26 protein-coding genes and 1 riboswitch are annotated in these 26,199 nt (G+C 38.6%); of the genes, 16 read left to right on the top strand and 10 right to left on the bottom strand.

Going from position 1 to position 26,199, the window contains the following annotated elements; genetic code table 11:
• Positions 1-85 precede the first annotated feature (85 nt).
• From V7108_RS26485 to V7108_RS26475, 3 genes are read left to right on the top strand one after another with little or no spacing between them, the layout of a single operon-like run.
• A complete protein-coding gene (locus V7108_RS26485; protein WP_335569849.1) occupies positions 86-1,117 on the top strand; it encodes a sugar phosphate nucleotidyltransferase in 1,032 nt (343 codons plus the stop codon).
• On the top strand, positions 1,114-2,562 hold the full coding sequence (glgA, locus tag V7108_RS26480; RefSeq protein ID WP_335509102.1) for a glycogen synthase GlgA: 1,449 nt from the start codon (positions 1,114-1,116) through the stop codon (positions 2,560-2,562). The genes V7108_RS26485 and glgA overlap by 4 nt, the downstream gene beginning before the upstream one ends.
• Positions 2,552-4,945 (top strand): glycogen/starch/alpha-glucan phosphorylase, encoded by a 2,394-nt coding sequence (locus V7108_RS26475; RefSeq protein ID WP_335569848.1) that lies wholly within the window; start codon positions 2,552-2,554, stop codon positions 4,943-4,945. The genes glgA and V7108_RS26475 overlap by 11 nt, the downstream gene beginning before the upstream one ends.
• Positions 4,946-4,988: 43 nt before the next feature.
• On the opposite strand, the gene V7108_RS26470 is transcribed toward V7108_RS26475, so the two are convergent.
• A complete protein-coding gene (locus V7108_RS26470) occupies positions 4,989-5,927 on the bottom strand; it encodes a 1,4-dihydroxy-2-naphthoate polyprenyltransferase (RefSeq protein ID WP_335509106.1) in 939 nt (312 codons plus the stop codon).
• Positions 5,928-6,277: 350 nt separating this feature from the next.
• Between V7108_RS26470 and V7108_RS26465 the strand changes: the two genes are divergently transcribed.
• The 6 genes from V7108_RS26465 (at position 6,278) to menC (ending at position 14,382) form a co-directional block, all read left to right on the top strand.
• On the top strand, positions 6,278-7,678 hold the full coding sequence (locus tag V7108_RS26465) for an isochorismate synthase (RefSeq protein ID WP_335569847.1): 1,401 nt from the start codon (positions 6,278-6,280) through the stop codon (positions 7,676-7,678).
• 1 nt (position 7,679) lies between these two features.
• Entirely contained in the window at positions 7,680-9,428 is a 1,749-nt protein-coding gene (gene menD, locus V7108_RS26460) for a 2-succinyl-5-enolpyruvyl-6-hydroxy-3-cyclohexene-1-carboxylic-acid synthase (RefSeq protein WP_335569846.1), read from the top strand.
• Positions 9,428-10,228 carry a 2-succinyl-6-hydroxy-2,4-cyclohexadiene-1-carboxylate synthase gene (gene menH, locus V7108_RS26455; protein ID WP_335569845.1) on the top strand — a complete coding sequence of 267 codons (801 nt, stop codon included), beginning with the start codon at positions 9,428-9,430 and terminating at the stop codon, positions 10,226-10,228. The genes menD and menH overlap by 1 nt, the downstream gene beginning before the upstream one ends.
• Positions 10,229-10,254: 26 nt before the next feature.
• Positions 10,255-11,073, top strand: coding sequence for a 1,4-dihydroxy-2-naphthoyl-CoA synthase (menB, locus tag V7108_RS26450; RefSeq protein WP_179601634.1), 819 nt, complete (start codon positions 10,255-10,257; stop codon positions 11,071-11,073).
• A gap of 721 nt (positions 11,074-11,794) precedes the next feature.
• Positions 11,795-13,279, top strand: coding sequence for an o-succinylbenzoate--CoA ligase (locus V7108_RS26445; RefSeq protein WP_335569844.1), 1,485 nt, complete (start codon positions 11,795-11,797; stop codon positions 13,277-13,279).
• On the top strand, positions 13,276-14,382 hold the full coding sequence (gene menC, locus V7108_RS26440) for an o-succinylbenzoate synthase (protein WP_335569843.1): 1,107 nt from the start codon (positions 13,276-13,278) through the stop codon (positions 14,380-14,382). Before V7108_RS26445 ends, menC begins: the two co-directional genes overlap by 4 nt.
• Positions 14,383-14,421: 39 nt before the next feature.
• Here menC and V7108_RS26435 read toward each other — a convergent pair whose 3' ends face one another.
• Positions 14,422-14,580 (bottom strand): DUF1540 domain-containing protein, encoded by a 159-nt coding sequence (locus tag V7108_RS26435; RefSeq protein ID WP_335509118.1) that lies wholly within the window; start codon positions 14,578-14,580, stop codon positions 14,422-14,424.
• A gap of 92 nt (positions 14,581-14,672) precedes the next feature.
• The gene (locus V7108_RS26430) at positions 14,673-15,617 is read right to left on the bottom strand and encodes a metal ABC transporter solute-binding protein, Zn/Mn family (protein WP_335569842.1); all 945 of its coding nucleotides are present in this window, start codon (positions 15,615-15,617) and stop codon (positions 14,673-14,675) included.
• A gap of 174 nt (positions 15,618-15,791) precedes the next feature.
• Here V7108_RS26430 and V7108_RS26425 point away from each other — a divergent pair, with 174 nt between their 5' ends.
• Positions 15,792-16,403 carry a beta-class carbonic anhydrase gene (locus tag V7108_RS26425; RefSeq protein ID WP_335569841.1) on the top strand — a complete coding sequence of 204 codons (612 nt, stop codon included), beginning with the start codon at positions 15,792-15,794 and terminating at the stop codon, positions 16,401-16,403.
• Here the strand turns inward: V7108_RS26425 and yidD are convergent.
• On the bottom strand, positions 16,400-16,627 hold the full coding sequence (yidD, locus tag V7108_RS26420; RefSeq protein WP_335520706.1) for a membrane protein insertion efficiency factor YidD: 228 nt from the start codon (positions 16,625-16,627) through the stop codon (positions 16,400-16,402). The two genes, V7108_RS26425 and yidD, sit on opposite strands and share 4 nt — an antisense overlap.
• Before the next feature lie 135 nt (positions 16,628-16,762).
• Here yidD and V7108_RS26415 point away from each other — a divergent pair, with 135 nt between their 5' ends.
• Positions 16,763-17,236, top strand: coding sequence for an S-ribosylhomocysteine lyase (locus V7108_RS26415; protein ID WP_335569840.1), 474 nt, complete (start codon positions 16,763-16,765; stop codon positions 17,234-17,236).
• A 42-nt stretch (positions 17,237-17,278) separates the two neighbouring features.
• Here the strand turns inward: V7108_RS26415 and ytzI are convergent, their stop codons facing one another.
• Complete coding sequence (ytzI, locus tag V7108_RS26410; RefSeq protein WP_335520711.1) at positions 17,279-17,443, bottom strand: YtzI protein; 165 nt, start codon at positions 17,441-17,443, stop codon at positions 17,279-17,281.
• A gap of 102 nt (positions 17,444-17,545) precedes the next feature.
• Positions 17,546-17,803, bottom strand: a complete 258-nt coding sequence (locus V7108_RS26405; RefSeq protein WP_045523809.1) for a DUF6154 family protein — start codon at positions 17,801-17,803, stop codon at positions 17,546-17,548.
• Positions 17,804-18,036: 233 nt separating this feature from the next.
• On the opposite strand from V7108_RS26405, the gene V7108_RS26400 reads away from it, so the two are divergent.
• The gene (locus V7108_RS26400; RefSeq protein ID WP_335512785.1) at positions 18,037-18,360 is read left to right on the top strand and encodes a hydrolase; all 324 of its coding nucleotides are present in this window, start codon (positions 18,037-18,039) and stop codon (positions 18,358-18,360) included.
• 83 nt (positions 18,361-18,443) lie between these two features.
• Positions 18,444-18,935 (top strand): RNA deprotection pyrophosphohydrolase, encoded by a 492-nt coding sequence (gene ytkD, locus V7108_RS26395; RefSeq protein ID WP_335569839.1) that lies wholly within the window; start codon positions 18,444-18,446, stop codon positions 18,933-18,935.
• Between the two features lie 7 nt (positions 18,936-18,942).
• Here the strand turns inward: ytkD and V7108_RS26390 are convergent, their stop codons facing one another.
• From V7108_RS26390 to V7108_RS26380, 3 genes are read right to left on the bottom strand one after another with little or no spacing between them, the layout of a single operon-like run.
• The gene (locus V7108_RS26390; protein WP_335569838.1) at positions 18,943-19,749 is read right to left on the bottom strand and encodes an ABC transporter permease; all 807 of its coding nucleotides are present in this window, start codon (positions 19,747-19,749) and stop codon (positions 18,943-18,945) included.
• Complete coding sequence (locus tag V7108_RS26385) at positions 19,730-20,506, bottom strand: ABC transporter ATP-binding protein (protein ID WP_335569837.1); 777 nt, start codon at positions 20,504-20,506, stop codon at positions 19,730-19,732. Before V7108_RS26385 ends, V7108_RS26390 begins: the two co-directional genes overlap by 20 nt.
• Before the next feature lie 22 nt (positions 20,507-20,528).
• Positions 20,529-21,545: an ABC transporter substrate-binding protein gene (locus V7108_RS26380; RefSeq protein ID WP_335569836.1), complete on the bottom strand. Its 1,017-nt coding sequence runs from the start codon at positions 21,543-21,545 to the stop codon at positions 20,529-20,531.
• Between the two features lie 116 nt (positions 21,546-21,661).
• Between V7108_RS26380 and V7108_RS26375 the strand changes: the two genes are divergently transcribed.
• Positions 21,662-22,453, top strand: coding sequence for an alpha/beta hydrolase family protein (locus tag V7108_RS26375; RefSeq protein WP_335512776.1), 792 nt, complete (start codon positions 21,662-21,664; stop codon positions 22,451-22,453).
• 39 nt (positions 22,454-22,492) lie between these two features.
• A complete protein-coding gene (locus V7108_RS26370; protein WP_335512775.1) occupies positions 22,493-22,735 on the top strand; it encodes a DUF2584 domain-containing protein in 243 nt (80 codons plus the stop codon).
• 40 nt (positions 22,736-22,775) lie between these two features.
• Here V7108_RS26370 and pckA read toward each other — a convergent pair whose 3' ends face one another.
• Positions 22,776-24,362 (bottom strand): phosphoenolpyruvate carboxykinase (ATP), encoded by a 1,587-nt coding sequence (gene pckA, locus V7108_RS26365; RefSeq protein ID WP_335569835.1) that lies wholly within the window; start codon positions 24,360-24,362, stop codon positions 22,776-22,778.
• A 219-nt stretch (positions 24,363-24,581) separates the two neighbouring features.
• Positions 24,582-24,722, top strand: a riboswitch (SAM riboswitch).
• Positions 24,723-24,922: 200 nt separating this feature from the next.
• Between pckA and metK the strand changes: the two genes are divergently transcribed.
• On the top strand, positions 24,923-26,122 hold the full coding sequence (gene metK / locus V7108_RS26360; protein ID WP_335512772.1) for a methionine adenosyltransferase: 1,200 nt from the start codon (positions 24,923-24,925) through the stop codon (positions 26,120-26,122).
• The last annotated feature ends 77 nt before the right edge of the window (positions 26,123-26,199 follow it).

The following is a 26,199-nucleotide window of genomic DNA, read 5'->3' as shown; positions in this document are numbered from 1 at the left end:
GGCAGCAAGACGCCTTCCGTCAGTGCTTGTCTTATGCATGCCGCAGGTGAACAGGCCCTAGCTTAAATTTTGGGAGGGACTAGTATTGAAGAGAAAGTTATTAGGTGTTATTGATGCAACTACTTATCACGAGGATTTAGAGGATCTTTTGACACATCGTTCGCTGGCAGCCCTGCCATTTGCAGGACGCTATCGCATTATTGATTTTGTCCTTTCCAGTATGGTGAATTCCGGAATTAAAAGTGTAGCGATTTTTCCTAAAATGACTTATCGTTCGTTAATGGATCATCTTGGTTCAGGGAAAAACTGGGATTTAAACCGCAAGAGTGATGGTCTATTCTTCTTCCCAACTCCAGTTGTAGATTCAGATATCAATAAAATTGGTACGTTTGAAAACTTTGCAGCTAACTTAGACTTCTTTTACCGCAGTTCTCAGGAGTATTCCATTATTACAAATTGCTACACTGTTTTCAATATGGATTTTAGACCATTGCTTGATAGTCATATTCAATCAGGTTGTGATATTACTGAAATTTTCCATGAAAATGGGTCTCCAATGAAGATGTATTTAGTAAAAACCTCCTTACTAATTGAGTTAATTGAAACAAGAAATGAAACAGGATATACATGCATGAAGGATGTCGTGTTAGACAATGAACATCATTACACTGTTTGTACCTATAAGTACTCCGGTTATGCTGTTATGATTAACTCAATTCAAAACTATTTTTCTACTAGTTTAAATCTATTAAATCCTGATGTTTGGAAGCAATTATTTATAAAAGAACAGCCTGTCCTAACCAAGGTAAAGGATGAGCCGCCAACAAGATATTTAAAAGGTTCTGTTGTTCAAAATGCAATGATTGCGAATGGCTGCTTAATTAATGGCAGTGTTGAAAATAGTATTATTTCCAGAGGCGTTAAGATCGGCAAGGGTACAGTGATTAAGAATTGTATCATCATGCAAAAATGTGTCATCGAAGATAATTGTTACCTAGATTCCGTTATTTTAGATAAAGATGTAAAGGTTGAAGTTGGTACAAACTTGACTGGTACTGCCAGTGATCCTTTTGTTGTACGGAAAGGTACGAAACAAGGAGCGTTGATGAATTCGTGAAAGTACTATTTGCAGTTTCTGAGTGTGGTCCATTTGCTAAATCAGGGGGTCTTGCAGACGTTGCAGGCTCCCTGCCTAAAGAGCTGAAAAGTCTTGGGACAGATGTTAGGGTGATTCTTCCAAAATATGGAACCATTGCCGAACAGTATAAAAGCGATATGAAAAAAATAAAAGAGTTCACCGTTCCTGTTGGTTGGAGAAACCAGTATTGTGGAATCGAGGAACTTAACTTTCAAGGTGTAACGTACTACTTTGTGGATAATGAGTATTATTTCAAACGCGAAGGTTTTTATGGATATTATGATGATGGCGAAAGATTCGCTTATTTTAACCGCGCTGTTTTGGAAGCATTGGAACACTTAGACTTTTATCCAGATGTCCTCCATTGTCATGACTGGCATACGGCTATGATTCCGTTTTTATTGAGGATGGATTATTACAAACGAAAAGGCTACGGGCTGATTCGAACTGTGTTTACCATTCATAATCTTCAATTCCAAGGCATTTTTCCAAGAGAAACACTTGGGGATTTACTTGGATTAGATGGGGAAGCCTTCCATCCTGAACATTTAGAGTTTTTTGGATGTATTAATTTTATGAAGGGTGCCCTTGTTGCAGCGGACGATATCACAACCGTAAGTCCGACTTATAAACAAGAGATTCAAACGCCTGAATATGGTGAAAAATTGGATGGACTTTTGAAAACAAGGGAAGAGGATCTTGTTGGGATCTTAAATGGAATTGATGACAAATTTTATAATCCAGCGGATGATCACCTAATTTATAAAACGTATACGTCAAAGACTCTTAAAAATAAAGCAGTAAACAAAAGTGAAATTCAAAAGTATTTTGGGCTGCCGCAAAGTCCGAATACACCTCTAATGGTTATGATTACCCGCCTAACGAAACAAAAGGGATTAGACCTAGTTAAGTGTGTTTTACAAGACATTCTTCATGATGATATTCAAATGATTGTCCTTGGGACTGGCGACTATGGATATGAAGAATATTTACGTCAGGCAGGAAATACCTATCCGGATAAATTAAAAGTACATATAGGTTTTAGTGAAGCTTTGGCTCATAAGCTATATGCAGCTGCAGATTTGTTTTTAATGCCATCTCTATTTGAACCATGCGGCCTTGGTCAATTAATTGCTATGAGGTACGGTGCAGTGCCAATTGTACGCGAGACAGGCGGGCTGAATGACACAGTACAATCCTGGAATGAGACTACCCAAGAAGGTAATGGTTTTTCTTTCAAAAACTTTAATGCTCATGACATGCTTTATACCATTAGGAGGGCATTACACTTTTATCATGACCCGTCTTGGGAATCAATTGTTCAAAAAGCGATGGAGAAGGATAACAGTTGGGCACAGTCGGCGTTTAAGTATAATCAACTTTATGCAGAGCTGATCTCGAGGAGTGAAACCCATGTTTTCTAGTACAACGGAATTCAAGAACACCTTTCTAAAAAGGTTGAATATGGTTTGCGGAAAGAGCTTTTCTGAAAGCTCCGACCGAGACCATTACCAGACACTTGGAATTATGATTCGAGAATATGTAAGTCATGACTGGATTACAACAAATGAGCGATATTTGGCAGCAAAGGGGAAACAAGTCTATTATCTCTCGATAGAGTATTTATTAGGAAAGTTGTTACGGCAAAACTTAATTAATTTAGGGATTGAAGAAACTGTACAAGCAGGTCTCAGAGACCTTGGGATAGATTTAGGCAATCTAGAGGAATTAGAGAGTGATGCAGGCTTAGGAAACGGCGGCTTAGGTAGATTAGCCGCTTGTTTTCTGGACTCCCTTGCTTCATTAAACCTTCCAGGACACGGCCATGGAATTCGTTACAAGCATGGTCTTTTTGAACAGAAAATAGTGGATGGATATCAAGTAGAACTCCCAGAGCAATGGCTTAGGAGCGGGAACGTTTGGGAAGTTCGGAAGGCAGACCTTGCTGTAAAAATACCTTTTTGGGGTAAGGTTGAAGGGAGAACAGAAAACGGACGCCTTGTGTTCCACCATTTACATGCAGAAACCGTGACAGCTGTACCGCATGATATGCCGGTAATAGGGTATAACTCCGAAACAGTGAATACGTTAAGATTGTGGAATGCTGAACCCTCTCAATTCCCTATTCATGAGGATATATTAAAATACAAACGAGAAACGGAATTAGTGTCTGAATTCCTTTATCCGGATGATACCCATGATGAGGGGAAAATTCTTAGATTAAAGCAGCAATATTTTTTAGTTTCCGCAAGTCTGCAGTCCATTATTAAAACGTACAGGAAAAAGCATGGAAATTTAAAAGATTTCCATGAACATGTCTGCATTCACATTAATGATACCCACCCTGTTTTAGCCATTCCTGAGCTCATGAGGATTCTTATTGATGAAGAAGGATTTGATTGGGATCAAGCCTGGCATATTACAAGGAATACGATATCCTATACAAATCATACAACTTTGTCTGAAGCATTGGAAAAGTGGCCGATTCGAATTTTCCAGCCGTTATTACCACGAATATACATGATTGTTGAAGAAATCAATGAACGGTTTTGTGGTGAGTTATGGGACCAATACCCGGGAGATTGGGATAAAATTGCGGGGTTGGCAATCATAGCTGACGGATTTGTAAAAATGGCACCATTAGCAATCTTAGGAAGTTTTAGTGTGAATGGTGTCGCAAAGCTTCATACAGAAATTTTAAAGACAAGGGAAATGAATGATTTTTATCAGTTGTTCCCGGAAAAATTCAATAATAAAACAAATGGAATTGCCCATCGCCGCTGGCTATTAAAAGCAAATCCTGATTTATCAGCGTTATTAACAGATTCTATCGGTTCGTCATGGACGCAATCACCGGCAGATTTGATTCAATTACTTCAATATAAAAATGATTCATCCTTTATGGAGCAGCTTTTGAAAATTAAAATAGATAACAAACAGCGGCTTGCTGAGGTGATTCAAAGCAGGAATGGTATTGTTGTTGATTCTTCCGCTATATTTGATGTCCAAGTAAAGCGTCTGCATGCCTATAAGAGACAGCTGTTAAAGGTATTACATATTATGTACCTTTATAATCAAATAAAAGAGGATCCTAGCTTTTCATTTGTCCCACGTGTATTCATTTTTGGAGCAAAGGCTTCTCCTGGCTATTATTATGCTAAGAAAATCATAAAGCTCATTAATACAGTGGCTGAAAAGGTCAATAATGATCCAATTATTGGAGATAAGATGAAAGTTGTTTTCTTAGAAAACTACCGGGTTTCACTCGCTGAAAAAGTTTTTCCTGCAGCTGACTTAAGTGAACAAATATCAACTGCCAGTAAAGAAGCTTCTGGTACGGGTAACATGAAATTTATGATTAATGGAGCATTGACCGTGGGAACTATGGATGGTGCAAATATTGAAATTCACGAATTGGTTGGGGACGAAAATATCTTCACCTTCGGGCTTTCGGCTGACGAAGTACTTCACTATTATCAGCATGGAGGCTATCAATCTATTGAATATTATCACCATGACAGCCGTATCCGCCAGGCAGTTGACCAGCTGGTAAATGGGTTTTTCCCGGGGGTCTATAATGAGTTTGAGCCGATTTTCGATTCCTTATTAGAGGAAAATGATCAATATTTCGTCTTAAAGGATTTTGCTTCTTATGCTGACACGCAAAAGAAAATTGGGGAAACCTTTAGAGACCAACAAATCTGGCAAAAAAAGTGTCTCGTAAACATCGCTCATGCAGGTTATTTTTCAAGTGACCGAACAATCCAAGAGTATGCAGACGATATATGGGGGATTAAACCCTTCTAATAAAATAAAAGGCTCCTGCTGTAAAAAGCAGAAGCCTTATTTTTTATGAAATAAAGTGTCCAAGGAAGATTCCAATAGCGAGTAAGAATCCAAAGATGGTATTGGTTTTTGCTGTTGCTTTCATGGCAGGTGCCATTTGAATAGGGGTATCACCTGCGATAAAGCCTTTAATTGCTTTCACAGCATTCGGTATACTAAGAAGGACAATTATTGTCCAAATCGGAGCAACACCTGTGATAATTAAACCCAATGCCCAAAGAAATGAGAAAGCGAACAGGCAAGCCATTAATTTAACTGCTTTCTTTTTGCCAATAAGAATCGCTAATGTTCTTCGGCCATTTTCTTTATCGCCCTCTAAATCCCGAATATTATTAGAGAAATTAATGACACCAACAAGAACTAATATAGGAACGGAAATAAGGATGCTTGTAGATGTTACCATTCCAGTTTGGATAAAGAATGAAATTAAAATGATTAACATCCCCATAAAGAACCCTGCAAAAATTTCTCCAAATGGGGTGTAAGCAATTGGCAGAGGTCCTCCGGTATACAAATAACCAATGGACATACAAACCAGTCCAAGAACGGCGAGCCACCAGCTTGTACTCATACAAATATATACCCCAATTAATAAAGCAATTCCATAAAGGCTAAGAGCAAGCTGCATAACTGTTTTTGGTTTTATTCCATCGCGGACAATGGTACCGCCAATCCCGATTGAATGTTCATTATCAAGCCCGCGTTTAAAATCATAATATTCATTAAACATGTTGGTAGCGGCTTGTATTAATAAGCTTGCGATTAACATGGCAAAGAAAAGACCAAAATGGATTTCCCCATGTGAAAGTGAAAGTGCTGTACCTAGCAGAACTGGAACAAATGAGGCCGTTAAAGTATGAGGACGCGTCATTTGCCACCAAACTTGAATACCGCGATTCGATTCGACAGCGGGCTTTGAAGTGTGCTGTAAATTTGGCTGCATTCTCTTCTCCCCTTTAAAAAGTTTTTATCTATATCTATGGTTAATTAGTATTATGAAGTTCAGACATTCCAACCCTTAGTATATGAAATCTGACAACAAGGGTCAAATATTTTTTATTAGGTAAATTAGCAGATAATTCCTGTCTGATTATAAATAGAGTTTTGGAGGGAAAATGTAAGTACCGAATAAAATACAAATAAAACCCTGCTCGGAATGTTTTACGTTATAATAAAGTATGGTAGAGGATAGGTAGTGACAAGTATGACTGACTTCTTTACAATGAAGTAGTATGTTTAAATTGGCATTAAAATGAATGGATAGCAGTCATTGGCTGTTTTGGAGGGATTTTTTTGGTTACCATTCAGGAAACGGAATTAAAGGAAAGGGTTATTTTGGCAGTTAGAACGGCCCAAAGACTAGGCCGGTCGATTTTAATGAGTGAAGTTCATAAAGTCGACAATATTAACCCATTATCTTTTTTTAATAGTGGAAGTGAACGCTATCTAGGGGAACGCTTCTATTGGAAAGACCCATCCGAAGAAGTTGTAATTATTGGCCTTGGCATATCTAAACAAATTCAGTCGGATCAGGCTACTGACCGCTTTTTTCACGTTGAAGAAGAGTGGGCAAAGTTTTTAAAGGATAGCCATATTTTTAATCCTTATAAAGAAAATGGTTTAGGTCCAGTTATGTTCGGGGGATTCTCCTTTGACCCGCTTAAAGCGAAAACGTCACTTTGGTCTAAATACGCGGATTCATTATTCCATATTCCAAAATATATGTTAACGATTGTTGAAGGTCAAACGTTTTTAACGACCAATATGGTTTGTACACCGAATGATGATGTTACACTTTTTGAAAAAGTTAACATTGAACGAGCTCAGTTACTATCATCGCTCGAACAAGATTTTACTTTTAGTCCGGCTAAACTCACTCAAACAAAAGAAATTTCACCACGGCAATGGAAGCAAAGTGTAGATGATTTAGTAATGGATTTAAAAAATGGACCATTGAAAAAGGTTGTTCTTGCCCGTGAATTAAGATTATTTTTTGATAATAACATTAAAGCCGAGGTTATTCTAGAGAATTTATACAATCAACAGCGGGATAGTTTTATCTTTGCTTTTGAATCCAATGGAGATTGTTTTATTGGTGCCACACCTGAAAGGCTGGTAAAAAAACAGGGTAACGATGTCTTTTCAACCTGTCTTGCGGGATCGATTAAACGTGGAAAAACGGAAGAGGAAGACGAGATTTTAGGGCAGACATTATTAAATGATCAGAAAAATCTTATTGAGCATGGATTTGTCGTAGAAATGATAAAAGAGGCATTAGAGGAATCTTGTGAGGAAATCATCCTCCCAGATAAACCACGGTTAATGAAAATTAGGGATATTCAACACCTTTATACCCCTGTGATTGGTAAGTGCCACAATGACGCTTCGCTGCTTTTATTAGTAGAAAGGCTCCATCCAACCCCGGCTCTTGGCGGACTTCCTAAACAAGAAGCAGTTGAAAAGATTAGACAAAGCGAGGAACTTGACCGTGGTTTTTATGCGGCACCACTGGGATGGGTCGATTATCGAGGAAACGGTGAGTTCGCGGTTTCTATAAGATCAGGTCTCATTCAAGGTCAGGAAGCCTCATTATTTGCTGGTTGTGGTGTAGTTGCTAATTCTGATTCAGAAAGTGAATATTTAGAAACAAGCTTAAAATTTAAACCGATGCTTCGCGCCCTTGGAGGAAAATAATATGGATCATCAAGTATCATTAACGGCTTATTTAGCTGCCTTTGTGGCGGAATTAGTGCAAACATGTATAAAAGATGTTGTGGTCAGCCCTGGGTCAAGGTCAACCCCTATGGCGATGGTAATGGCTGAACATCCAGAAATAAATATTCACATCCATGTGGATGAACGCTCTGCCGCTTTTTTTGCATTGGGGATTGCGAAAACAACAAACAAGCCAGTTGCGATTTTATGTACGTCTGGAACCGCTGCTGCGAACTATTTTCCAGCAATTGTGGAAGCGCACTATTCACGAGTTCCATTACTTGTATTAACAGCTGACCGTCCTCATGAACTTAGAGAAGTTGGTGCTCCACAGGCGATTAATCAAATACATTTATATGGCCAGCATGTAAAATGGTTTGCCGATATGGCTTTACCTGAGAATAGTGACGAAATCATCCGCTATGCACGCACTGTTTGTGCACGTGCGGCAGCTATTGCAATGCAGGCACCTGCTGGTCCGGTTCATTTGAATTTTCCGTTTAGGGAACCACTGATTCCAAAATTGGAGGAAGGTATCTTTCAATTAGAAGAACGGCCTATGGGGTATGTGAAGGTTCGAAACGGGGAATTGACCATTAGTGAGGATGAATTCAGAGAAATTGCTTCAAAGCTGAGTGAATACAAAAACGGTATTATTGTATGTGGAGACATAACAGACGAACAGTTTGCTCAAGCCGTCACAGAGTTATCTTCTGCCTTAAATTTCCCAATTCTAGCTGACCCTTTGTCACAGCTTAGAAGTGGGAAACATCAACTAGAGAACATTGTGGAGACTTATGACACATTTTTGCGAAATGAAGATGCCAAGACATTTTTAAAGCCGGATGTTATTCTCCGATTTGGAGCAATGCCTGTTTCAAAGGCGTTGACTATTTTCTTAAAGGAAAATCACCATGCTGAACAATTTGTTATTGATGGTGGCGGAGGCTGGCGAGACCCTGCCTCATTATCTACTGAAATGATATTCTGTCATGAAACTTATTTTTGTGAGCGGTTAGTAGCTTCTATCGATAAACGACAGTCAGCAAACTTCTTAGAGAAATGGCAAAAAATTAATAATCTTACAAAGGAAAACATGTCACTTATAAGAGATTATCAGAAGTTAAGTGAAGGCCGGTTATTCTACCAATTAGCAGAAATGCTGCCAGAGGGTGCTACATTGTTTGTTGGTAATAGCATGCCAATTCGTGATCTAGATAGTTTCTTTCTCAACAATCATAAATCCATTAAAGTAATGGCCAATAGGGGTGCAAATGGTATTGACGGAACGGTATCCACAGCATTAGGAGCTGCTTTATACTCGCAGCCTTTATATTTGGTTTTAGGAGATCTTACTTTTTTCCATGATCTTAATGGTTTGGTTGCAGCAAAATTATATGGTATTGATATTAGGATTATTGTTGTTAACAATAATGGAGGCGGCATTTTTTCCTTCTTACCACAATCGCAGCACCCAAAGAATTTTGAACTTTTATTTGGCACTCCGTTAAATTTAGAATTCGAGCATGCAGTTACCATGTTCAATGGGAATTATACGAAAGTAAAGGACTGGGACCACCTAGGGGAGCTTATGAATACATCATCTAAAAGCAACGGATTAAATGTATATGAAGTTGTCACCAATAGAGAAAGCAATTTAAGTGAACATCGCGAATTTTGGCGTATTGTTTCCCAGGAAATATCAAATTTTGTCAAAGGTCTACATTAATGCAGGTAAATAGTAACGGCCTTACTTATAATGTCGAGGTGTGCGGAGAAGGATTTCCATTACTTCCATTACATGGATTTACTGGAGATTCTTCTACATGGACACCTTTTTGTCCGGTTTGGGGGAAGCATTCAAGATTAATCATTCCTGATATTGTCGGTCATGGTCAAACAGAATTATCAGAGGATATTAATCGGTATAAAATGGAAGCGGTTGCGGCAGATTTGATTTTTATTTTAGACCGGCTGGAAATTGAAAAGTTCGACATCCTTGGCTATTCAATGGGTGGAAGACTAGCGCTAACGATTGCCATTCTTTATCCACATAGAATTCGAAAGCTTATTCTAGAAAGTGCGTCACCCGGGTTAGTAACGGAAGAAGAAAGAATTATGCGCCGAATGAAAGACGGGGAACTAGCAAACTTTATTAATGAACATGGAATAGAAGCATTTGTTGACTATTGGGAAGCCATTCCGCTATTTTCATCGATGGATGCACTTCCGGAACCAATGAAAGATAGGATTAGGGCACAACGGTTATCCAATTCTTCAAAGGGCCTTATGAATAGTTTATTAGGGATGGGGACTGGAGCTCAGCCATCTTGGTGGGAAAAGTTACAACTGCTAAGTTGTGAAGTGTTACTTGTGACGGGAGAAAAGGATGAAAAGTTTTGTAGAATAGCTGAAAAAATGCAAAAGTATTTAAAAAAAGCTTCATGGATTGTAATAAATGGCTGTGGACATGCAATTCATGTGGAACAAAAAGAAAAATTTGGTACAATAGTAAGTGACTTTTTATAAATACATAATTAAGGAGGAAGATTGTTTTGACAGTAGAATGGATTGCAGGACGCAAGTATGAAGAAATTTTATATGAAACGTATAATGGAATTGCGAAAATCACGATTAACCGTCCACATGTACATAATGCATTTACACCGAGAACTGTTGCGGAATTAATAGACGCCTTTGCTTATGCACGTGACGATTCCAGTGTAGGTGTTATTGTATTAACTGGTGCAGGAGATAAAGCATTTTGTTCAGGCGGTGACCAAAAGGTTCGCGGACATGGCGGTTATGTAGGTGAAGACCAAATTCCCCGTTTAAATGTTCTTGATCTTCAACGGTTAATTCGTGTTATTCCAAAACCAGTTATTGCGATGGTTAAGGGGTACGCTATCGGCGGCGGTCATGTCCTTCACGTCGTGTGTGATTTGACGATTGCTGCAGATAATGCTGTATTTGGTCAAACAGGTCCGAATGTAGGAAGCTTTGATGCTGGTTATGGTTCAGGCTATCTAGCAAGAATCATCGGCCATAAAAAGGCACGTGAAATTTGGTACCTTTGCCGTCAGTATAATGCACAGGAAGCTCTTGACATGGGATTAGTAAATACGGTTGTTCCACTTGAAAGAGTTGAAGAGGAAACGATTCAGTGGTGTAATGAAATTTTGGAGAAAAGTCCAACAGCGCTTCGTTTCTTAAAGGCAGCCATGAATGCAGATACAGACGGTTTAGCAGGACTTCAGCAGCTTGCTGGGGATGCAACTTTGCTTTACTATACAACAGAAGAAGCCAAAGAAGGCCGCGATGCATTTAAAGAAAAGCGTAAGCCAGATTTCGGCCAATTCCCTCGTTTTCCATGATTTAAAAGTTATCACGTTGCAGCTTGGTGGACTCCATCAGGCTGTTTTTATATAGGAAAGAGTCTGGCGGGGGTCATCAGAAGGGATTTGTCCTCAATCCGGTGTCTTGAGTACAAATCGTAGTGTTCGTCAGAATGATTTGTCCTCAATCCGGTGTCTTAAGGACAAATCATAGGAGTCGTCAGAAGGGATTTGTCCTCAATCAAGGGTCTTGAGGACAAATCGTAGGAATCCCGAGTAGGATTTGTCCTCAATCAAGGGTCTTGAGGACAAATCATAGGAGTCGTCAGAAGGGATTTGTCCTCAATCAAGGGACTTGAGGACAAATCTGAGAAGTCATCAGAAGGGATTTATCCTCAATCAAGGGTCTTAAGGACAAATCATAGGAGTCGTCAGAAGGGATTTGTCCTCAATCAAGGGTCTTAAGGACAAATCATAGGAGTCGTCAGAAGGAATTGTCCTCAATCAAGGGTCTTAAGGACAAATCATAGGAGTCGTCAGAAGGAATTGTCCTCAATCAAGGGTCTTAAGGACAAATCGTAGAAGTCTCCAGAAGGATTCGTCCTCAATTCAATATCTTGAGGACAAATCACCCGATTGACCAAAAAGGCTCAATCCAGACTCTTTAGAAAAACGTAAATTTCGGCTATTTAGAAAACATGCGGTACAATACTTTAGCTATATAAAAGACAATAAACCATAAAAAAGCAGGTGAGTATGAATGCAAGTAGAGACCATGCCAAACTTTCTAGAAAAGAGAGCATTTTTGACACCTGAAAGAACTGCGATTTTTTTTAATGAGGAAACGGTATCATTTAAGGAGCTTTATGATCGGTCTTATCAAACCGCTGGCAGGCTGCAAAAGTTAGGCATACAAAATGGCCAATATGTTGGGGTACTATTAAAAAATCATGTTGATACGGTAGTGATTTTATTTGCCCTTCAGTTACTTGGCGTTAAAGCAGTAATCCTAAATATACGCTTGACGACAACAGAATTGAGCTGGCAGCTAAATGACTCAAAAGCTGCTTCATTAATTATGGAAGATGAATTTCTTGAAATCAAACGGGAAGTCGAAATTCCGGTCATTACAAAGGACCAGTTGTTTGTGACGACACCAGAGATTCCAGTCATTCAGAAAGAAATTAATTTGGCTGATGTCTGTACCATTATGTATACCTCTGGCACAACCGGAAATCCAAAAGGTGTATTACAAACGTATGGCAACCATTGGTGGAGTGCGGCAGGCTCTGCATTAAACTTAGGATATAATGAAAGTGATCGCTGGTTATGCAGTGTCCCGCTTTTTCATATAAGTGGTTTTTCCATCTTAATGCGAAGTGTCATTTATGGAATGCCGGTAATTCTTCATGAAAGCTTTGAAGCGGAAAAAACCATTAATGATATAAAATCGAAACAGGCTACCATTATGTCAGTGGTAGGGACCATGCTCTTTAGGATTGTGAATACACTTAAGGATCCCCAGCTTCCAAATCATTTCCGCTGCTTCCTTCTAGGAGGTGGTCCGGCACCATTACCACTTTTGGAGGCGTGTTTGGCTAAAAAACTTCCTGTTTTCCAATCCTATGGTATGACTGAGACGTCCTCTCAAATTGTAACCTTAGCTCCTGAATATAGCATCACGAAACTTGGCTCTGCAGGAAAGCCGTTGTTTCCTTCACAACTTAAGGTTCTTTTGGATAATGGAGAGATTGCACCTCCGAATAAGGCCGGTGAAATTGTTGTTAAGGGTCCAAATGTAACAACAGGCTATTTATTTCGTCCGGATGCCACAAAGGAAAAATTTAATGACGGATGGTTTTATACAGGAGATATTGGTCTTTTAGACGAAGAAGGCTTCCTATATGTACTTGATCGTCGCTCTGACCTGATCATTTCAGGCGGGGAAAACATATATCCTGCTGAGATTGAATCTGTACTTTTATCACATCCTGATATCGATGATGCAGGTGTTACAGGCATTAAGGATGAAACATGGGGACAAGTCCCCGTTGCCTTTATTGTACGAAAAGAAGGTGCACGTGTAACGGAGATACAACTTAAGCAGTTTTGTTTGGAACATCTAGCTAAATACAAAGTACCAAAATCGTTTCAGTTTGCTGATATCCTTCCGAGGAACGCTGCTAAAAAGCTGCTGCGCAGGAAGCTGAGAGAATGGGTTAATGAGGGCAGGTATAGCGAATGAACATTGCGCAAATTCGCCTTAGAGTAATTTGTATGCCTTTAAAGTCACCCTTTCACACACACTTAGGGACGGTGACAGAGAGAGAAGGAATTATTGTAGAGGTAATGGATTCTGATGGTGTTTCAGGATTTGGTGAGGGTGTGGCCTTTTCCACTCCTTGGTACACGGAAGAGACCGTGAAGACTAGTTTACATATTCTAAGTGATGTCTTAATTCCATTACTTAAGAAGAAGCAAATTAACCATCCAGAAGATGCAGCTGGTTTATTTAAGAAAATTAAAAGAAATCATATGGCCAAGGCTGGTTTAGAGATGGCTTTATGGGATTTGTATGCTAAGAAAAATTTAATATCGCTTTCTTCTCTTTTAGGCGGTACGAGAGGGGAAGTTGCCTCTGGGGTAGTTATTGCAGCAGATTCTCTCTCAAACTCGCTCACTCAAATTGAAAAGTATTTAGAAGCGGGATATCAGCGATTTAAAATCAAGATTAGCCCAAGGCAGGATTATTCCTTAATAGCTGAAATTCGCCGCCAATATCCTGAGCTTCCGATTATGGCCGACGCTAATTCTGCTTATACGCTTAAAGACATTGACTCCATAAAAGCATTGGATGACTTTAATCTTTTAATGATTGAACAGCCGCTTGCAAGTGATGATATCATTGAGCATTCTCTGCTTCAAAAAGAAATAAGAACGCCGATTTGTTTAGACGAAAGCATTGTTAGTTTTGAGGACGCGAGAAAAGCAATTGAGCTTGGGAGCTGTAAGGTGATCAATATTAAAGCTGGAAGAGTGGGCGGGCTTTATGAAGCGAAAAGAATTCATGATTATTGCGTTGGCAGGGGCATTGAGGTATGGTGTGGGGGAATGATCGAATTCGGGATATCCCGTGCACATAATGTCGCACTAGCCTCCCTGCCAGGCTTCACCGTACCTGGTGATATTTCTGCTTCCAATCGATTTTGGGAAGAAGATATCATTACTCCAGAAGTAACCGTGGAAAATGGCTTCGTAACCGTACCAAAAGGTCCTGGGATTGGGTATGGAATCAATGAAAAGAGACTAAGAGAAACGACACAATTTGAAAAAATAATTACATTTTAAAAAAATTAAACCAGACAAAAGTTGTCTGGTTTGTGTTTTCTATATATCCGTAGGTTCAAAAGTTTTACAATCGGTTTCCTGACTATTATCGGCCGTTTTGCCTTTATGGCTTACAACATAAATGCTTTCAGCACTGCATTTATTTCCCTTTGCCCAATAAGAGCAGTTATTGACTTCACATAATACATCCTGTGCCATCCGTATCACTCCTTAGTCTAAATCGTAATACAGAATTAGCATTTGATGTTTTACCTGCTATCATCCTTGGTAAGTAATAGGTAATGAATGCTTTAGTCGTTTAAGGCCGTTTTTAGTGATTTTAAATTTTGCTCCATAAGGGAAAAGTATGTTTCTTTATCTTCAAGATTTTTCTTTGTCAGGACTCCTAAATTATGGACGGGTAAAGCCTTTGCTCCAATTTCCTTTTTTACAATATCCGCTAACTTTGATTGGACATTTTGCTCAAAAAGGATATAATGGAGGCCTTCTTTATCAGCCTGTGAAATGATTTTTTCCAGTTCTCTCTGTGAAGGTTCATTTGTTGTGGAAAGACCAGAAATACTGATTTCTTCGATCCCATACCGTTGCTCCCAATAGCTAAAGGCTGCATGTGTAACCAAGAAGTTTTTATGTTTAGCGTTTTGAATGGTTGTTTTAAATTCAGAATCTAAATTATCTAATTCATTAGCAAGCTGTTGATAATTTTGATCAAAAACCTCTTTATTTTCAGGCAGTTTTTCTACTAAAGAATCTCTAATAACGGCTGCCATTTCCTTTGAATAAATAGGGTCGAGCCACACATGAGGATTAAAATCTCCATGACCATGATCTTCATGGTCTCCATTCTCCTCGCCCTCATGTCCGTCAACCGGATCTAAAATCAAGTTCTCTGCAGTCGAAATCAGAGCAACGTTTTGATTTTTTAAGGTTTCCTTCGATTTTTCCACAAAGCCTTCTAATCCTAAACCAATATAGAAAAATAAATCCGAATCCGCCAGCTTCATCATATCTTTTTGGGATGGCTCAAACGTATGCTCATCAGAACCCGGTGGATAGATTGTATTGACACTCACGAATTCGCCGCCAATTCTTTCTGTAAAATATTTAAGAGGGAAAACAGTTGTATAGATAGTTAACTGGTCCTTTTCTTTTTGCGTTTGATCTTTTTCTTCACTGCAAGCAGTCATAAACAAACTTAGTAGGATAAAAATAGGCAAGAGTATAATTTTTTTCATAGGTTCTCCTTAGTTTTTTCTCAAATCGGAGCTATTACGATTTAATTTAGAAAAATTTTTAGTAGTAAGATAAATAAAAAAATGTATAATACGGAACGATTACGATTTCCTTATGTATCTTACAAAAAAAAATCTGAAATTGCAAGCAATAAATTGATGCATCTATAACTTATTATGTATTCTTATTATAGAAAAAAGAGAGGTGGAATAATTGTGAAAGAATCTTCATTATTGAATGAGATCCTGAATTATAACGAAAAGTTTGTTGAAAGTCATGAATATGAAAAATACGAAACAACAAAATTCCCGAATAAACGAATGGTTATTCTAACATGCATGGATACAAGACTGTTAGAGTTACTGCCTAAGGCCATGAATTTAGGAAATGGGGACGTAAAGACCATTAAAAATGCTGGTGCACTGGTATCTCATCCTTTTGGAAGTATCATGAGAAGTATTCTTATCGCAGTTTATCAGCTTCAAGCTGAGGAAGTTCTTGTCATTGCGCACCACGATTGTGGGATGAGCGGTTTAAAAGCTGAGCCAGTAATTGCTAGCATGATGAGCCGAGGGGTAACAGAGGAAACGATGGATACTTTGACTTATTCGGGCATTAATATTAAAAAATGGCTTCATGGATTCGAAAATGTTACAGAAAGCGTGGAGCATAGCGTTGGTGTAATAAGGAACCATCCATTAATGCCAAAAGGTGTTCCGGTACATGGTTTAGTGATAGATCCAAAAACAGGAAAACTTGACATTGTTGTTGATGGGTATCAAGATTAAATCTCTTTCTTCTCTGGCACCGGATCAATTCCACCTGGATGAAAGGGATGACATTTAAGTATTCTCTTAAGTGTAAGCCAGCCTCCTTTCAGCGCGCCAAACCGTTGTACGGCTTCTAATCCATAATGTGAACAGGTGGGATAGAAACGACAACTAGGTGGTTTAATGGGTGAAATAACAACCTGGTAAAAACGAATGATTGATATAAAAACTTTTTTAAGCATAAGGACACTCCCTTCAACTAAAAGATATCATAAAAAGAATAAAACATCTAAATTGTTAAATATTACAATGTTGATGAAAAAACTCGGAATATATTGTATGATACTATTTAGATGATAAAAAGGAGTGGAGAAAGAATGCCATCAGTAGAAAGCTTTGATTTAGATCATAATGCGGTTAAAGCCCCTTATGTTAGACATTGCGGTGTACATAAGGTAGGTAGTGACGGTATCGTTAATAAATATGATATCCGCTTTTGTCAGCCTAATAAACAGGCTATGAAGCCGGATGTTATTCATACATTAGAACATTTGCTGGCTTTTAATCTCCGTGCACATGTAGAGAAATATGATCATTTCGATATTATTGATATTTCTCCAATGGGTTGTCAGACTGGCTACTATTTGGTTGTTAGCGGCGAGCCAACAGTTGAAGAAGTCATCGACCTTCTAGAAGATACGATGAAGACTGCCGTTGAAATAACGGAGATACCGGCAGCAAACGAAAGACAATGCGGGCAAGCAAAACTTCATGATTTAGATGGAGCAAAACGTTTAATGCGTTTTTGGCTTGAACAAAGCAAAGAGGACTTAAAGCAGGTTTTTGCTTAAACTAAAAGGAAAATTCCTATTCGTTATGAATAGGAATTTTTTTTAAAGCTTTTTCACTTCATCTTCTATTTTATCGTTTTCTAGATGAGGATTATCATTAATCGGATCCACTGTATGCTTATAGGAATATGCTTTTGAAGTCGTAATAACGGCCAGCAATAGAACCACGATGATGATAATAATACTTACCACAAATATCGTATACATTTTGTCTCCTCCCCTTATTCACTATATTTTAGCACGGTTTAATACCTTTTTAACAAAAAAAGAAACTGCGGTCAGCAGTTCCTTTATCCTTGTATGTACAAATCAGTGAATATTTCTTGGATAGTAAGTATGGGTGCGCTGCTGTCCGTACTCTTCCTGTGCAAATTTACCTTTTAAACTCTCAATTAAATAAAGCCCCATTAAATCGTATAATTCTTGTTTATCCATTTCCTGAATCAAGTGCAGTAGATCTTCATGTGACATTTCTTCTAAGAAGGCGAATGCTAACATATCAATATCTTCTTCATCACCTGTCAGCTTGTCTCGATACATTTGAAATAATTCATCGACCAGTCTCATCTTGTACACCTCCGTAGAATACTTAAATTTTTTCCTTACTTATTCAATTCCCTTAATGATGAAAAATATCCTCTATCTTGCTGCAAAAGAATAGTAAAAAATGAAAAATCATTTTCTTAATATTATGACAATTATACCTGATTCATCGCAAAAAAATTAGTCGAAATTTGAAAAAGAATAAATTTTATTTGATTGTGGGAAATTTTAAATACTACCAGTAAGGGGATGACAAAATGAATCAGCAAAAAAAGACTTATTATATAGATGTTGGGACCGGCGAAATTTCCCAAAGTGCCACAGCCTCCACGTGGAGCTTTAAAATTCAGGCAAATGATGAGGAAATTACCGAGTTGAGAGAATTATTTGATCAAAACTATTCAACCGAATGGCAAAACTTCTTTAGAGCCCATGTTCCATATGTTCAATATCATTATGACCGTGAAAACGATGCATACGACAAAACCATTGAGCAAGTGTATGGAATGATTTATCAACTTGGTGATAATGAGGCAAGAAATCATATTGAATCAATGAATATTTTACCTAAAGAAAATTAATTTAAACGGAAAATCCTGTTTATGGGGGTTTTCCGTTTTTTCGATTATAATAAATGGAATAGTGAGTCAAGGGGAGGGCAAGAATGATAGAATTTTTAGATGCATTCGGAAACAAGGTGGAGCTGTCTCTTGCAGCCAATACTTTTCAGCAAAAGGCAAAGCATGTGCTTGTCATTTGTCAGTATAAAGATCACTGGTATTTAACGAATCATAAAGTTCGGGGACTGGAATTTCCAGGGGGGAAAGTAGAAACAGATGAATCTCTAAGCGATGCTGCTCACCGGGAAGTTTATGAGGAAACGGGCGGGATCATCGACGAACTGTTACAAATAGCAGAATATAGGGTAACAGATGAAAAAGATTCATTTGTGAAGGCCGTTTTTTGGGGAAAAATAAAAACGGTTGATAAAACGAATAACTATCATGAGACCAACGGACCCGTTGCAGTAAAAGGAGATATTCTACAGCTGCGGTTTGGTCAGGAATACAGCTTTATTATGAAGGATGAAGTAATTCAGGAGTGTTTTAAGCAAATTAATAAACTTCAAAATGAAAAGAATAGCGACAAATTTTAATAAGCCGCTATTCCTTGATAAGTTTTTTCTCTAATAGGTCCACAAGCTGATACATAATCGTGGCAACCACGGCAATGACCATTAAGGATAAAAAGACTAAGGTAAAATTAAATACTTGGAAACCGTAAATAATGAAGTAACCTAGTCCCTTAGAGGAAACTAAAAATTCTCCGACAATGACACCAACCCACGATAATCCAACATTCACCTTCAAGGTGGAGATAATGGTTGGAAAACTGGCCGGCAGGATGGCTTCCTTAAAGCACTGAAAACGAGTGGCGCCAAATGTTTGCAGTACTTTAATATAGTTCGGGTCCACCTCTTTAAACGAGGTATAAACGACAATGGTGGTAATAATAACCGAGATAATCGCTCCCATTGCAATAATGGATGGATAACCAGGTCCAAGAGCAACAATCAAGATTGGTCCTAAGGCCACCTTCGGCATTGCATTTAAAACGACAAGATAAGGGTCAATAATTTTTGAAAATATCGGAGACCACCAAAGCAATGCAGCTAATATGGTCCCGAGTAAAGTACCCAGAATAAAACCAAAAATTGTTTCTGTTAAGGTTACACTAAGGTTAGATAATAAGGAACCGTCTTGGATTTTTTCTAGAAATAAACTCCAAATTTTAGATGGTGAACTGAAAAGAAGGGGATCGATCCACCGCTGTTGACTTGAAATTTCCCAGCCGGAAAAAAAGAGTAAAAATATCATCAGTTGGTAAAAACGGACCCATCTTTTTTCAACCGTTAATGTTTGTAAATACTTTTTATGGAGAAGGTTCACATTATTTTTTTCTTGGTTCAAGTGAATCCAACTCCTTCCATATTGTCTGAAAGATACTTGAGAATGCTTCATGATTTCTAGCGTTGAAAGGTGACAAATTCTTAAGTTCATCTGGCATATCAAATACCTTATGAATTCTGCCTGGACCTGGTGAAAAGAGCACAACTCGATCACTCATGGCAATGGCTTCACCGATATCATGTGTTACCAGGATGGCTGTTTTCCCGAATGTATCCAGTGTATTGGATACTAAATCCTCCAGCTTTAACTTTGTTTGGTAGTCTAGTGCCGAAAAAGGTTCGTCTAGCATAAGAAGTTTGGGTTCAGTTGCCAGTGTTCTTACCAGAGCAGCTCTCTGTCTCATTCCGCCCGATAGCTGCTTAGGCAGCTGTTTTTCAATGCCGTTTAAACCCATTTGCTTTAGAAGATCCAGGGCAGCCAATTTGGTCTTTTCATTCAATTGATTTGATAATTTAAGGCCAAGGAGGATATTTTCTTCAATCGTTTTCCAAGGGAATAAATAATCCTGCTGGAGCATATAACCGATTTGATTTTTTTCTCCTGAGAGTGGTTTGTTTTCAAGCATAATACTTCCTTGGGTTGGTTTTATTAGCCCGGCAATGATTGAAAGTAAAGTTGTTTTACCACAGCCGCTAGGGCCGAGGAAAGAGACAAACTCTCCTTCCTCCACTTGAATTGTTATATCGGAGAGGGCCGTGGTTGCAGAGGCTTTAGTGAAATATGTGTGATGAACATCCTTAATTGCTAAGAAACTCATTTTGGACGGCCTCCAAATTTAATTATTCATTTTTAACCTTTTCTGCAATTTCTGTATTTACAAGTGTTTTGTGTTCTACCTCTTGAGGGAGTTCACCTGCTTCGTTCATAATATCCTGAAGATTATTCCATTCTTCAACATCGAGGATTGGGTCTGTTGCGAAGGATCCTTGCTCTTTATATCGATCAACTACAGTACTAATAAGTTCTATATCTGTATCAGGGAAATAGGACTCAATCGACTTAGCCACTTCATCTGAAGTATGTGTATCGACCCATTGCTGAGCTTTAAAGATCGCTCTAGTGAATTTTTCTACGATGTCCTTGTTTTCTTTCATATAACTATCTTTAGCCATAAAGGTTGTATACGGTACATGCCCGGACTCTGTTCCAAAGGAGGCAATAATATGTCCCTTTCCTTCTTTTTCAAAAATACTAGCCTGTGGTTCAAATAATTGGACGAAATCTCCAGTTCCTGAAGCGAACGCACTAGGGATGTTTGCAAAGTCAATGTTTTGAATCAAATTTAAATCTTGATGTGGATCAATTCCGTGTTTTTTAAGAACGAATTCGCCGACCATTTGCGGCATGCCGCCCGTACGCTGACCTAAAAATGTCGACCCTTTTAATAGATCCCATGAGAAATTTTCAATTTTATCTCTCGATACTAAGAAGGTACCATCTGTTTGTGTAAGCTGGGCAAAGTTAATAACTGGGTCATTTGAACCTTGGGCATACACATAAATAGAAGTTTCAGAGCCGACAAGTGCAATGTCTGCACCATTAGAGAGCAGAGCAGTCATGGTTTTGTCTCCACCAAAGGCTGTTGATAATTCAACGTCTAAGCCCTCTTCCTTAAAGAATCCTTTGGCAATGGCAACATATTCAGGAGCATAGAAGATGGAACGGGTAACTTCTACAAGACGGACCTTTTCTATTTTCTCCGTTTCAGTCTTTTCAGTGGTATTACATGCGGCGATTGAAAACATAAGAATCACAATTAGAAGAGAGGAGAGACTAAATTTCAACCATTTTTTCACACCAAAACCTCCTTTTTACAATAAAAAATCTGGGCTGCTGGCCTAATGTATCGTATGAAGGAGAATGAAATGTGTGAATGCCTATTTTTATTAAATTTGAAAGGTGAAATGTAAAGGTGAACAAACAAAATGGAGTAATTATCGAGGTTCATCGCTTCCCTTCACCGAATCCGAATGTGGAATTAAGGGTGATTACCTATCTTTCAAATGGATTGAAAGTGAAGGGAATGCTGGCAGAACCGAAAATAAAGGGGAACTATGATGGATTTTTATATCTTCGAGGCGGAATTAAAAATGTTGGAATGGTGAGACCAGCGAGAATCGCTCAGTTTGCTTCTGAAGGATTTATTGTATTTGCTCCTTACTATCGGGGAAATCAAGGCGGAGAGGGGAATGAGGATTTTGCTGGAGAGGATAGAGAGGACGCCTTTAGTGCCTATCTGCTTTTAAAATCTTTATCCCGGGTAGGTCCTATCCATATATTTGGATTTTCCCGAGGCGGAGTCATGGCTTTGATGACAGGACTCGAGTTTCCGGAAGCTGCTTCGATTGTCACTTGGGGTGGAGTATCGGACATGTTCTTAACTTACGAAGAGAGAAAAGACTTGAGGAAAATGATGAAAAGGGTAATTGGCGGTACACCTGGTAAATATCCAGAAAGATATGAAGCACGTACCCCGCTATATGAACTTGAAAATCTTACCCAGCCTGTTTTAATTATTCATGGAGTAAATGACCAAAATGTATCTGTAGAGCATGCCTACAGACTCGAAAGAAGACTTAAGATGTTAAATAAGCCGGTGGAATGCTGGTATTTTAATGATTTTACTCATTACTTTCCTCCCGTGATGAATAGAAAAATCGTAAAGGATTTAGCGAAGTGGATGAAATATCAAATCAAAAGATGATAAAATGATAGTAAGTCCAATAAAGAGGAGCGGATTCATATGGGTATGCCTTTTGAGTTGAATACAATAATTGTAACAAAAGGCCGTGAAAAAAGGGTAGGAGAAAATCTTTTCGTACTAGAAAAAGAAGGCTATCGTCTTTATCCAATTGATATCCCAATTGATGTTAGAAAAACAATTGAAAGTGATCCGTGTGGAACTGGAGTTATTCAAAAGATCGAATGGCAAAATAACAGCACTTGGTTAACGTATCAATTAATTTCATTAAATTCTACGAATTAAATAACAAAACCCTTATCGACAAAGATAAGGGTTTTGCTTTTTAAGCGACCGGTCCACCTTCTACTTCAATTTCAGCGGGGACCTTGGTGAATTTTTTAAAGTTTTCACGGAATTTTCCTGCTAATTCTTTTGCTTTCTCTTCATATGCTTGTGGGTCTGCCCATGTTTTGCTTGGCTGGAGTACCTCATCCGGAACACCGGCAATGTGGAGTGGAATATGAAGGCCAAAAATATCATCCTTCACTGTTTCTACATGGTTTAGTTCTCCTTCAATTGCAGCCTGAACCATCGCCCTTGTATAGGAAAGCTTCATGCGGCTGCCGACTCCATATTCTCCTCCAGTCCAGCCAGTGTTAACAAGAAAGACCGTTGCATTATGCTCAAGTATCTTTTCACCAAGCATTTCAGCGTATCTTGTTGCAGGTAATGGAAGGAATGGTGCGCCAAAGCAGGTTGAGAAGGTTGCCTCTGGAGAGGTTACGCCACGCTCTGTTCCTGCAAGCTTGGATGTATAACCGCTCAAGAAATGATACAACGCTTGCTCTCTTGTTAATTTAGAAATTGGCGGCAATACACCGAATGCATCAGCTGTTAAAAAAACAATTGTATTTGGGTGACCTGCAATACTTGGCAGAATCACATTATCAATGGCATAAATTGGATAAGCAGCCCGTGTATTTTCGGTCAAAGACGAATCATCGTAATCTGCTATCCTAGTTACAGGATTAAGTACAACATTTTCAAGTACAGAGCCAAAATGGATGGCGTCGAAAATTTGTGGTTCTTTTTCCCTGGAAAGATTAATGGTTTTGGCATAACAGCCACCTTCAATATTAAAGACACCAGTGGATGACCACCCATGCTCATCATCGCCGATTAAACGGCGTTTTGGGTCTGCAGATAAAGTGGTTTTACCGGTACCAGAAAGACCGAAAAATAGTGCGACATCACCTTCTACACCAACATTTGCAGAACAATGCATCGAGAAAATATTATTTTCAGGTAACAGGTAGTTCATAATCGAAAAGATCGCCTTTTTTATTTCGCCTGCATATTCTGTTCCGCCAATTATTATTGTACGTTGTTCGAAAGAGATAATAATGAACGTTTCTGATTTGGTTCCGTCAATCATAGGATCAGCTTTGAAATTAGGAGCTGAAATGATTGTGAAACCTGGTGTGTGCGTCATCAATTCTTCATCACTAGGACGGATGAACAATTGATGAGCAAATAAATTATGCCAGGCATATTCATTAATAATTTGAATGGGCAGCTGAGTCTTTTTATCCGCACCGGCAAATCCTTTAAAAACAAATAACTCATTTTTTTGTTTAAGATAATCCAAAACTTTCTGAAGGAGACTGTTGAAAACATCCGCTGAAATCGGCTGATTTGAATGACCCCAATCAATTTTATCTTTAATTGATTCTTCTTGGACAATAAATTTGTCCTGTGGAGATCTGCCTGTATATTTACCAGTAGACACACTTATAGCACCAGTAGAGGTTAAAACGCCTTCATTCCTGGATAAGATTTTTTCAACTAATTGTGGTACAGACAATTGAATGTGTACATTACTTCCTTCCAACAATTGGCTTAAATCATTTGGGATATGAACAGAATTCATCTCAGGGAACCCTTCCTTTTCGTGTTTTTAATATTCAATATATTCGTAAATAGTATAACACAATGAAGTGAATAATCTATACTAATTGACGAAATTAGGTGCTAATAAACACAGGATTTTTAAGAGTGGTAAAAGTTTGTACCTATATCCTAATTTTACTAAATATTTCATTGACTTTATTCGTTAAGTTCAAGTAAGATGGTAATTTGAACGGATACTCTCTTATCCTGAGCTGGTGGAGGGACAGGCCCTATGAAACCCAGCAACCTGCTTCATGAGAAATGATCGTTATAGGCGATTCTATTCTCGGAGTGCGAAGGTGCTAATCTGACGCAAGGCTGCCGCCTTGAACGATAAGAGTGAAAGGCCCGAGACAACCTTTCCTCATGTGGTAAGGTTTTTTGTTTTGTATAAGACCTTTTATTAAAAGTGCTATTAATAAAAATCCTTTGTTTATTTCATACTAAGGGAATGAGTACCGTATCAATGTCATAGGTTCTAGAAGTATTCCTGTCACCTTCATAGAATCTTGATTTATCTCATAATAAGGAGGAAATCAGATGTCAAGAAACGCTCGTTTGTTCACTTCTGAATCAGTTACAGAGGGTCACCCGGATAAAATCTGTGATCAAATTTCTGATTCGATATTGGATGCAATTCTAGCAAAGGACGCAAATGCCCGAGTTGCTTGTGAAACTTCTGTAACAACTGGATTAGTCTTAGTTGCAGGTGAAATCACTACCTCTACTTACGTTGATATTCCAAAAATTGTTCGTGAAACGGTTAAAGGTATTGGGTATGATCGTGCTAAATATGGCTTTGACTCCGAAACATGTGCCGTTCTAACCTCCATTGGTGAGCAAAGTCCTGATATCGCCATGGGAGTTGACCAGGCACTTGAAGCACGTGAAGGTCTAATGTCTGATGAACAAATTGAGGCTATTGGTGCAGGGGACCAGGGATTAATGTTCGGATTTGCTTGTAATGAAACAAAGGAGCTTATGCCTCTTCCTATTTCTCTGGCACACAAGCTTGCACGCAAACTAACAGAGGTACGTAAGGATTCTGTACTTGATTACCTTCGTCCGGACGGTAAAACACAAGTAACGGTTGAATATGATGAAAACGATAAACCTGTTCGAATTGATACGATTGTCATTTCAACTCAGCATAATCCTGAAGTCACCTTAGAGCAAATCCAGCGAAACTTGAAGGAATATGTTATTAATCCAGTGGTTCCAAAAGAATTAATTGATGACAATACGAAGTATTTCATTAACCCAACTGGGCGATTCGTTATTGGCGGTCCTCAAGGAGATGCCGGCTTAACAGGACGGAAAATTATTGTAGATACTTACGGCGGTTATGCGCGTCATGGCGGCGGTGCATTCTCTGGTAAAGATCCAACTAAAGTTGACCGTTCTGCAGCATACGCGGCGCGTTATGTTGCTAAGAATATTGTAGCAGCAGGACTTGCGGATAAGGTTGAAGTTCAACTTGCTTATGCAATTGGGGTTGCAAGACCAGTTTCCATTTCTATCGATACTTTTGGTACTGGAACTGTGAGCGAAGACGTGTTAGTGAATCTTGTTGATAAAAACTTTGACCTTCGCCCAGCAGGAATCATTAAAATGTTAGACCTTCGTCGCCCCATCTACAAACAAACAGCTGCTTATGGCCATTTTGGCCGTACAGATGTGGATCTTCCCTGGGAGCGTACGGATAAAGCTGACACTTTACGTCAACAAGCTAATAGTTAGAAAAAGTATGGGAGTTGCATGTTATATGTAACTCCTTTTGTACGTTTAACGTCAAAGTTTAAGTCAAAGAAATTTAG

It is taken from the genome of Neobacillus vireti (genome assembly GCF_036962345.1).
Taxonomy (GTDB): Bacteria; Bacillota; Bacilli; order Bacillales; family Cytobacillaceae; genus Neobacillus; species Neobacillus vireti_A.
This window is presented reverse-complemented; position numbering and strand designations above follow the sequence as displayed.